The organism is Lentiprolixibacter sp. (assembly GCF_982873095.1).
The window spans coordinates 1-7,514 of sequence record NZ_CEYNTP010000138.1 but is presented as its reverse complement, the minus strand read 5'-3'; the positions used below and the strand labels follow the sequence as shown (position 1 = coordinate 7,514).

Below are 7,514 nucleotides of genomic sequence, written 5' to 3'. Positions count from 1 at the left end.
GCAGTTTCCAGTAGGTAGGCACGGGCAATATCACCGCCAGAAACAGCCTGCCAGTTCAGGATGCGTGTTCCCAAAACCTGTTCCAGCCTGTCCTTGGATTCCTTTTGCATTACAAGGGAAATATCTGATGGGTGCGGGCCACCTGAAAACCATTTTTTGTCACCTCTTTGCTGGCGGGGCTCTCCGGATCCAACAAGGGGTTGGTATGGTTCATATGGATAAAATGGACCTTGGCTTTTTCTTCGGGAGGCAATGTCTCGAACAGTGCTATACTCTCAATAACAAAAGGGTGGGGGATCTCCTTTATGTCCCGGTTGTTGATCTCTTCCGCATCAAAGAAGGTAGCATCAAGGAAGGCATAATCCACCTCCCCGAGCAGGGAGACAATATCCACTTCCCATTGTTCCCATTTATCAATATCCGGAATAAACAAGGCCGACTTTTCCGGGCCGTTTATTCGGTAGCCTACGGTTTCTGAATATTCATCCCGATGGGGCACTTGAATGGGAGTAACCTGCAGCGATGTATTGAGCACTACAGCTTGTTGGTCCTGTAGCTCCTGCAATTCGATATTCTGCAGTGTGAGGAGCTGGTCCCAGGGGCCGTTTTGTTCCAGGAAGGCTTTCATCCCTGGCATGGCATACACGGGAACTGATTTTGCATTGAGGGCTTCCCGACCCAAATGCATCAGTCCGGTGTAGTGGCCCATATGCGCATGGGTAAGGAAAATACCTGTTGGCAACACAAAGGAGCTTTCATTCAAAACCCCGTTCATTATCGCCAACTGCCTCCTTATGTCAGGGGTGGCTTCAAACAAAAAGTTTTGCCCTTGCTGAGGTGCTACCAGGCCCAGCGCAACCACATTCAGGTCCGGATCAGGGACCCCCTGGTAGGGCAGGCAACAGGGCTTCCGGCACCCCAGCTGGGGGATTCCTGCGTCCTGGGCCGTTCCTAAAACAATCAGATAGGGCTCCTCTGGCAGGGGAGTTTCTGCAACAGAATCGGGTTCAGCATGTTTTCGTTGGCAGGCAGTTCCCAATAAAAACAATCCTAGGACCAGGAGCATACAGCTCCTAACAGATTTCCATCGGCTGTTATCAGGGGTGTTCATTGGGTGTGCGGGGCAATCAATACGCCTTAGTTTAGGATGGAGCGATATTTGTTTTTATTTCCCAGGAGACTAACGGCTTCGGTGATCGCCACATCGTGGAGGAGGTAATGCTGGTACAGGCCATTGCGGTAGAAATACCTTTTTATGATCTCATCCTCGAGGCTTTTCTGGATTTCCTGCTGGTACCTGTCAATCGCCCAGATTTTTTCCACCTTGATCTTGTCCATCAACTCCTGATAATTGGCATTCATCTGTTCGCCAAGCAAACCGGAGTCTTCCTCTGCTATCGCTTCCCGGAGGATCTTCTCTGTCTTGGTTTCAAAATTGAAATCGCTTTCCTGTACATGGGCTTTAAAGGCGGCAAAATCCGCTTGTTTAAAAGAAAAAGCATCGATTGCTTCCAGGCTGTTGCTGTAGTAGTAGTCTGTTGCAAAGTCAAAGATCAGGTTGTTCGCGACCAACGCCTTAGTTAGGGCGTTGCTTTGCAATTCGGGGATTTCGATATCAGGCATCACCCCACCGCCGTCCTGGACGTTGCGACCGTTCCGTGTTTTGAAATCCCGGAATTCGGTATTCCTTACCGCATTGCCATCCTCATCCCGGTTCCAGTAATCCAGGGATTGGATACACCTCCCGGAGGGGGTATAATAGCGGGAAATCGTGACTTTTAGCTGGGTGCCGTAGGTGAGTTTCAAAGGACGTTGCACCAGACCTTTACCAAAACTCCTGGCGCCGACGATCACCGCCCGGTCGAGGTCCTGCAGGCTTCCTGAAACGATCTCACTGGCGGAAGCACTGTTACCATCCACCAGGACCGCCAGCGGGATTTCAGTGTCCACAGCCTTATCTTTGGTGCGGTATTCCCGGTTGAACTTCTTCACCTTGGATTTTGTGGTAACAATTACCTCTCCCTTGGGCACAAAAAGGTTGGTGACTTTGATGGCTTCGCTCAGCAGCCCCCCCGGGTTGCCCCTCAGGTCCAGAATGAGCTGCTCCATCCCCTGGTCTTTGAGGTTGAGAAAGGCCTTTTTTGTCTGTTCCGCAGCCTTGGCATTGAAGCGCGACAATACGATATATCCGGTTTTCTCATCCGCCATCCCATAGAAGGGGACGGCATCTATTTCGATGGCTTCCCTGGTAATTGTGGTCGTCTGGGTTTTTCCCTGCCTGATAAAGGTAACTGCAACCTGGGTATTGTTGGCCCCTTTCAGCAGCTCTGCTGCATCGTCTTTAAAGTCAGATATGGCAATGTCGCCGATCTGTATCAATTCGTCCCCTGCTTTAAGGCCGGCCTTATCTGCGGCGTAGCCCTCATAAGGTTCAATGATCAGCAATTTATCCTGATAGGACCGCACCAGCGCGCCGATACCTGAGTATTCGCCGGCATTGTTGATCTTGTAGGCCTCAACATCCTGTTCGTTCAGGAATTTGGTGTAGGGGTCTAATTCGCCCAGCATATTCTTGATGGCGGTGTCCATCAGGTCAGCCGGATTGGTCTCATCCACATAGTTCATATTGAGTTCCTTGAACAGGGTGGTGAAGATTTCTATTTGCTTGGCAATTTCAAAGTAGTCGTTTTTAAAACTGCTCCCCGCTACAAACAATACTACCGCCAGAAAAGGTAGCAGTACGCGTTTATTCATCATTTTTTTCATCTTGCGTTTCTTTTAAAAACTTATCCAGAAGGACCGTCATGGCACTATCTATTTCCCGGTATTCCGGGGACTCTTTTCCAAGATATAAAAATAGCAAGGCAAAATTTCCCACCGTCTTGTTAAAAGTGTCGCCCTTTTGCAGCCGGCAGCTCTCCCGCATCAGCCTTTTGATCCGATTTCTTTTTACGGCCTGGCGGACCTTTTTCTTGGGTACGGCCATGGCGACCTGGCAGGGTACATCTTCAGGAAGGGGCGTTTTCAGATAAATAAGCTTCAGGGGAAACCGCTTGATGGATTTGCCTTCCTCGAACACCTGCTCAATCAGTTTTTTGCTCTTGAGCCTTTCTTTTTTAGGAAAAGAGAAAGCCATAGGAACCAAAAGTATGAATTATTTGCTCCCGGTTTAGCCTGACAATTATCATATTTATCACGGAAATATGAAATTACCTTGCTTTGGATTATATTTCCAGTAATTTGGACCAATTCTTCCGTTTATGGGTGAACTCAATGTAAAGAAACTGGCAGCCTCTTCTGATAAGATAGAATACATAGCTCAGTTGGTTGGCGATATAGAGGCTGTGGATCAGATGCTGAAAGCGGGCCAGTTCGAAAAATCCCCGATACATATTGGAGCAGAACAGGAATTTTGCCTGGTCAATGACTCCTGGAACCCCTCGAACATGGCAGAGGAAGTCCTGCAGGAATTAAACGACCCCCATTTCACCAATGAACTCACCCGTTATAACCTGGAGATTAATCTGGAGCCTCACGTCTTAAAGGACAGCTGTTTTTCTGAACTTCACGAGAACCTGGATGAGTTGCTGCTGAAAGCGAAAAAAGCAGCCGAAAAATACGGCAATAAAGTCATCCTTACAGGCATCCTTCCTACCATAGACACCCCGTTCCTGGGCCTGGATTACATGACCCCATTGAAACGGTACCATGTATTGAATGACGCCATAAAAGGCATCCGTAAAGAGGATATTGAACTGCACATCAAAGGGGTGGATGAGGTGAACCTGCACCACGACACCATTCTCTACGAAGGGTGTAACACCAGTTTTCAGGCGCACCTTCAAATAGACCCAGACGATTTTGCCAACACCTATAACTGGGCGCAGGCCATTGCGGGGCCTGTCCTTTCGGTCTGCACAAACTCTCCACTCCTTTTGGGGAAGGAACTGTGGGAAGAGACACGGATAGCCCTGTTTACTCAAAGCGTGGATACCCGTGCCAGTACGTTTATCCTCAATGAAAAGGAGAACCGTGTAGGCTTCGGCACTAATTGGATTTGCGGCACCGTAGCTGATTTTTTCAAAGACGCCATCATTCAGTTCAGGAGCCTGATCACCACAGATTTTACTTCAGATAGCATAAGCGAACTCAAAGCTGGAAAGATCCCAAAACTAAAGGCCCTGCAGTTGCACAACGGCACCATCTACAAATGGAACCGTGTATGCTATGGGGTATCCGGGAAGAAACCGCATATACGTATAGAAAACCGGTATTTGCCGTCAGGACCAACTTCTGCAGATGAAATTGCAAACATGATGCTCTGGGTAGGGGTCATGCAGGGAAGACCGAAGGAATTTGATGAGATCCACCGCGTTATGGATTTCAGCGATGTAAAAAGCAACTTTTTTAATGCTGCCCGCTACGGTATGGCCGCACAGTTCTACTGGAATGGGGAACTCATCAGCAGCCACGATTTGATTCTGGACCATTTTCTGCCAATGGCGTTCAGGGGCCTCTACAGTATGGGGGTCTCCCCGCGTGATGCAGAACAGTATCTATCCATCATAGAAAAGCGCGTTCGTGGCAATAATGGTTCCAGATGGATGATTGAGGCGTACCGCAAACTAAAGCGGGAGCATAGTGTTCCTGATGCCCTTAAGATCCTGGTGGCTACCATGTATGATCGCAAGGAAAAGAAGTATACTGTGGATGCCTGGCAACTCCCCAGGGGGAATGAATACGAAATTCCATCAGAGGCCCGGGCGGTACGCGATTTTATGACGACGAAGATCTTTACGGCACAGGAAAATGACAGTGCGCAACTGGTTTTAAAAATGATGGAGTGGAAACATATCCATCATGCCCCCATACTGGACAGCAACCTGGACTTAACAGGGATACTTACCTGGACAGATGTTTCGCACTATCTGGATCAACCTGACGCACTCAAAAAAAGCATAAAATTCTTAATGAAAACCGATCTCATAACGGTTACAGCAGATACCCCTATTGATGAAGCCAAATCCCTTATGGAAGCGAACAAGATCAATTGCCTCCCTGTGGTATACGGCAAGAAATTGATTGGTATAATTACTTCAAACGACCTCTAGTACATGTCCCAAAGCCCTGTAAATCAACTCGAAGCAGTTAAACTTTCGCGAATAATTGGGAAACTGCAAGGAGAGGAACCCGGCCCCACCCTGATCTTCTTTGGCGGGATTCACGGTAATGAACCCTCAGGGGTGCAGGCGTTGGAACACGTCTTCCAGGAGATGGTTGCCAACAACATTAAAATCAAGGGTGCCTTTTACGGGATACGGGGCAATATTCCGGCACTGCTCCAGGAGAAACGTTTTTTGATCTCTGACCTCAACCGGATGTGGACGCAGAAAGGGATCGACCATATCAAGAAGAAAAACAACGGAAACCGCAACGAAGAAGAACGGGAGGTGGCGGAAATTTATCGGCTGCTCAAAGAGATTTTGGAGAATGAGCCTCCCCCTTTCTATTTTATAGACTTCCATACGACTTCCAGCCAAACGCTTCCATTTATCACCATTAATGATGCCATGATCAACCGGAAATTTTCAAAGCTTTTCCCGGTTCCGGTAATTCTGGGGATAGAGGAATATCTGGAAGGGCCCTTATTGAGCTATCTCAATGAGAAAGGATACGTGACCCTTGGTTTTGAAAGCGGGCAGCATGTCGCAAAGGAGTCAGTAGAGAACAGCATAGCATTTACCTGGCTTACCCTGTTACACACCGGGGCAATGGAGCCGCATCCTTCGGTGGATAAAGAGGTCCTGTGCGAACAGCTCCACATATCTGCCGGGAAGAACAGAAACTTTTATGAAGTCATCCACCGGCATAAGATCACTTCAGAAGACGCTTTTGAGATGCTCCTTGGGGCACAGAGCTTTGATCATCTGAGCAAAGGCACCCAGATTGCCCGTCATAATGGGGAAGTCATTCTTGCGGAAAAAGACACCATTCTCTTTATGCCGCTCTATCAAAAACAAGGTGAGGAAGGTTTCTTTCTGATCAGGAAGATACCGCGATGGGCCCTTAGACTCTCCGCTTTCCTCCGCCATATACAGTTTGATAACTTTCTCACCTGGCTTCCGGGAATACGGCGGGTTTCAGAAAAATCTGAAGTGCTTATGGTCAACCTGAAAGTCGCCCGGTTTTTCAGCAAACCCTTCTTCCACTTGTTGGGTTACCGGGAGCGGGTGATAGACGAGGCCCATATGGTCCTGTACAACAGGGAACGCGCTGCCAAGAACAGTATGTACGAACGAACCTGGTGGTACCGCAAATAGTTTCCCTCAGGGGTTCTGCCAGAGGTTGTTTTCCGGATTAACGTCCGCCATCAATTGTGAAGGATCCAGCAGGATCGCCCGGATACTACTTAACGGCTTGTCCACAGTAAATGTAAAGGTGGGCATCGCCCAGGGCCAGTCTGGCAAGACGGTCCTTTTTATCCCCGTATAGGGGTTCCCTTTTTCACCACGCATCATCCTCAGGGGTGCATAAAATGTTTCCCGGCTCCCATCTTCATATACCAGGAGGATGTCCTGGGGCATCGGCATCAGCCCCACCCGCTCGAGGACTACCTGGGTTGTGCCGTTGTTTTCAGTCACTTCCTTAATACCGTAGTCTATGGTGTTGGTGGTTTGTGTCCAGTCGTTGAGGTACCAGCCCAAATGAATATCCGAGATACGCTCTGCTGTCCGGATAATATCATTAGGCACAGGGTGTTTGAATTGAAAAAGCCGGTAGTACTCCCTCAGGGTCTGCATCAGCTTATCCTGCCCGATCACATATCCCAGCTGCGCGAGAAACACAGCGCCCTTGCTGTATGCAGAAGCTCCGTATGCCGCATTAACCGCATAACGATCGGAATGTGTGGTCTGGGGTTGCTCCTTACCGGAATTGACCAGCCTGTAATATCCGTCATAAGACCTGGCGAAAGGATTCTGGCTTTCCTGCTCCATAATCGCATTCATACACAAGCTGGAAATAAAAGAGGTAAAGCCTTCATCCATCCATGCATGCTTGGATTCGTTGGTGGCCAGTACGTGCTGGAACCAGGAATGGGCGAGTTCGTGCACCATTACCCCTACCAGGCTGTTGAAATTTCGCTCCCCGGTAATCAGGGTGCTCATGGCGTATTCCATACCCCCGTCTCCCCCTTGGATCACGGAGTATTGCTCATAGGGATAAGGACCGATATTCTTATTGAAGAAGGTCATAGCGTCAGCTGTTTTTGGCTGCAGCTTTTTCCAGTTGTCAATAATATCTGCCTTGTTTTTATAGAAAAAATGCAGGGTGGGCCCGTTTTCCATCTGCAGCTGGTCATGCACAAATTCCGGGTCTGCTGCCCACATAAAGTCGTGCACCATCGGGGCTTTGAAATGCCAGGTAAGGGTTTTTCCCTTAACACGGGGCACTTTTGTGCCGGGAGTTTCATAGCCATGCCCAATTTCGTTGGGGTTTTGGAGGTATCCGGTACC

Annotated in this window: 6 protein-coding genes; 2 read left to right on the top strand and 4 right to left on the bottom strand. The window is 48.7% G+C overall.

The window, feature by feature from the left end:
- Window positions 1-109: 109 nt before the first annotated feature.
- The 3 genes from AC4E7D_RS09185 to rnpA form a co-directional block, all read right to left on the bottom strand.
- The gene (locus AC4E7D_RS09185; protein WP_490173505.1) at window positions 110-1,066 is read right to left on the bottom strand and encodes an MBL fold metallo-hydrolase; all 957 of its coding nucleotides are present in this window, start codon (window positions 1,064-1,066) and stop codon (window positions 110-112) included.
- Between the two features lie 71 nt (window positions 1,067-1,137).
- Window positions 1,138-2,766, bottom strand: a complete 1,629-nt coding sequence (locus AC4E7D_RS09180) for a S41 family peptidase (protein ID WP_490173504.1) — start codon at window positions 2,764-2,766, stop codon at window positions 1,138-1,140.
- Window positions 2,747-3,136, bottom strand: coding sequence for a ribonuclease P protein component (gene rnpA, locus AC4E7D_RS09175; RefSeq protein WP_490173503.1), 390 nt, complete (start codon window positions 3,134-3,136; stop codon window positions 2,747-2,749). The genes AC4E7D_RS09180 and rnpA overlap by 20 nt, the downstream gene beginning before the upstream one ends.
- Before the next feature lie 124 nt (window positions 3,137-3,260).
- Here rnpA and AC4E7D_RS09170 point away from each other — a divergent pair, with 124 nt between their 5' ends.
- The gene (locus tag AC4E7D_RS09170) at window positions 3,261-5,111 is read left to right on the top strand and encodes a CBS domain-containing protein (protein WP_490173502.1); all 1,851 of its coding nucleotides are present in this window, start codon (window positions 3,261-3,263) and stop codon (window positions 5,109-5,111) included.
- 3 nt (window positions 5,112-5,114) lie between these two features.
- Complete coding sequence (locus AC4E7D_RS09165) at window positions 5,115-6,320, top strand: succinylglutamate desuccinylase/aspartoacylase family protein (RefSeq protein ID WP_490173501.1); 1,206 nt, start codon at window positions 5,115-5,117, stop codon at window positions 6,318-6,320.
- A gap of 6 nt (window positions 6,321-6,326) precedes the next feature.
- On the opposite strand, the gene AC4E7D_RS09160 is transcribed toward AC4E7D_RS09165, so the two are convergent.
- On the bottom strand, window positions 6,327-7,514 hold a 1,188-nt coding region (locus tag AC4E7D_RS09160), incomplete at its 5' end, for a M1 family aminopeptidase (RefSeq protein ID WP_490173500.1).